This is a genomic window from Flavobacterium sp. GT3R68 (assembly GCF_007109225.1).
Lineage (GTDB): Bacteria > Bacteroidota > Bacteroidia > Flavobacteriales > Flavobacteriaceae > Flavobacterium.
The window spans coordinates 1-2318 of record NZ_VJZK01000019.1; the positions used below are offsets into that span (position 1 = coordinate 1).

Annotated in this window: 3 protein-coding genes; all 3 read left to right on the forward strand. The window is 33.3% G+C overall.

The window, feature by feature from the left end; genetic code table 11:
* Positions 1 to 557, forward strand: a 557-nt coding sequence (locus tag FNW07_RS13550; protein WP_221931752.1) for a hypothetical protein, incomplete at its 5' end; no start/stop codon positions are given.
* 538 nt (positions 558 to 1095) lie between these two features.
* Entirely contained in the window at positions 1096 to 1611 is a 516-nt protein-coding gene (locus tag FNW07_RS13555) for a hypothetical protein (protein ID WP_126745362.1), read from the forward strand.
* A 169-nt stretch (positions 1612 to 1780) separates the two neighbouring features.
* Positions 1781 to 2191 carry a hypothetical protein gene (locus FNW07_RS13560; protein WP_126745385.1) on the forward strand — a complete coding sequence of 137 codons (411 nt, stop codon included), beginning with the start codon at positions 1781 to 1783 and terminating at the stop codon, positions 2189 to 2191.
* Positions 2192 to 2318: the final 127 nt, after the last annotated feature.

A 2318-nucleotide genomic window follows, 5' to 3' on the forward strand; every position in this document is an offset into this window, starting at 1 on the left:
TAACTCAAAGTTTGGTTTATATTTGCAATTGTCCGGTGACAGGTAAGCCACTGAATGCAAGCCGCGGGGACGTTAACAACAATAGTAAACCTACACTTATAATGAGAATGTTTTCCTTTTTCATCTTATGCCTTTTAATTTTTTCTTGTTCAGAAAAGAAAACCAAAACTTTAGTTCAAGAAGCGAAAGCCCAAAATGAATCACTAATTCTTGGTACTTTTGATAATGCAAATGAAATAGAAGGATGCGCTGAGTTAATGCTTGATTCAAACGATACTATTGGAAGTCATAAATTTCTCTTCTTATCAAATTTCACAGACTTCGGAATTGTCATTCTTAACGGCAAAAGAATAATATTAGAAAAAGATACTATTGAAAGTAGACGAGTAAATGAGAATCAATATATTTCAGTTTATAAAAAAAATAGTACCAAAGTAATACTTAATCTTTCAATGGAAACAGCTTATGACGAAGGCGGAGTTTATAAAGGCAAAATGACAATAATAAAAGGAAACAAAAAATTAGAACGAAAAGTTCATGGAGAATGTGGTTGCTAAACTACTGTTGTTAACAGCGGTTTGCCTCAATGGCTTATTCTGTGATTCTTTAGAAAATACGCTGATAACTCAAATTTGGTTTATATTTGTGACTGTTCGGTAACATTTCAAGCCACTGAGGCAAGCCACCGGACGTTGCTGTAAAGTTGGTTGGAGAGAAAATTTGTTCCGAATTTACGCAGACGTTTTTAATGAAAATTTCAAAAAAGAAACTTGCAAAACTCCTACTGAAAACCGAAATGCCGCACTGTGGAAGTCGGAAATATTGAAATGTAAAAAACCGAAGATTGTCGAAATTTGAAACGTGGAAAATTGAATCGCAAACCTAACTGCCGAAAATTGAAACGTAGAAAAAAGAGCGGGTGAAAAAATAAAACCTTACAGCAACATCGGTTTGCATTAATGGCTTAATTTCGTGATTCTTTAGAAAATACGCTGATAACTCAAAGTTTGTTTATATTTGCAAGTGTCCGTGACAGGTAAGCCACTGAATGCAAGCCGCGGGGACGTTAATGGCAAGCTTATAAAAATTCTGAACATGAAAAATTTCATACTATTTATTATCCCGTTTATTACTATTATTTCATGTGATAAAATACCCGGTATTAGTGACTATGTAGGAGTCCCACCAAGCAGCGAAATTTCTAAAGAGCAAGGCTTATTGATTGCGAAATATACTGCAAGCCAAAATGAAGTTTTTATTGACGGCGAAAAATATATTATTACTGATAGTTGGGCCACTTATAGGTTTAAAACTAAAAATAGTAAAGTCATAAATAAGGATATCTATGATTTTCTTTTCAGTGTAAAATGTATCCGTACTGGTAAATTGCTAACAGAACAAAACCCTACTTTGTTTCTGAATAAAAATGTTTGCCTTATTGGGGAAAACTATGGCTACGGAATTGGCATTGGAATACAAGGTAGTTTATTATCAATCGATTTTTTAAGCAATAGAAAACCTATTTCACCCGAAAATATAATAGTCGAATTCCAAAGCGGAAATAAAAAACAGAGAGTTAATTTTGTAAAAGAAAATAAAGCCAGCCATTAACAGCGGTTTGCCTCAATGGCTTATTCTGTGATTCTTTAGAAAATACGCTGATAACTCAAAGTTTGGTTTATATTTGTGACTGTTCGGTAACATTTCAAGCCACTGAGGCAAGCCACCGGACGTTAACAGTAACCTTGGCCGAATAACGATAGCCTAATCCTTAAACAGAATGCAACAGAAATATTTGCCTTTTTTATCTTTTGTGTTTTTGCTCATCATGGCAACTCCATTTGAATCAGGTCTACGAATTCAAAATTCTGGAAGAAATGCAGTTGTTCCAACGACAAGTTATTTAGAAATGATTGTTTGGACATTGATAGCTGTAATATCATTTGTGTATTGGATAAGAATAACAAAACAAAATGAAATCAGCTTTAAAATTTTCCGAATACATTTTATACTAACTGTGCCGATAGTATTGCTTGCAAGATTAAATTTATTAATTCGTCAAATAACAGCACGAAATAGTGAAGACATTTTTGAATTAAGTACTCATCTAAAAATAGTAGTATATTCAGTTTTTTCAATATTTTGCATCGGTCAAATGATTTTTATTATAACACTGGTGAAAAAAAGATAAAATAAAGGCTACTGTTAACAGCGGTTTGCCACAATGGCTTAATTCCGTGATTCTTTAGAAAATACGCTGATAACTCAAAGTTTGGTTTATATTTGTGATTGTTCGGTGAGAGTCACGCCACTGAGGC

What these genes read in the sequence shown, in the direction of transcription:
- FNW07_RS13555 (WP_126745362.1), top strand. Translation starts at nt 1,096, where the DNA reads ATGAAAAATTTCATACTATTTATTATCCCGTTTATTACTATTATTTCA.
- FNW07_RS13560 (WP_126745385.1), top strand. Translation starts at nt 1,781, where the DNA reads ATGCAACAGAAATATTTGCCTTTTTTATCTTTTGTGTTTTTGCTCATC.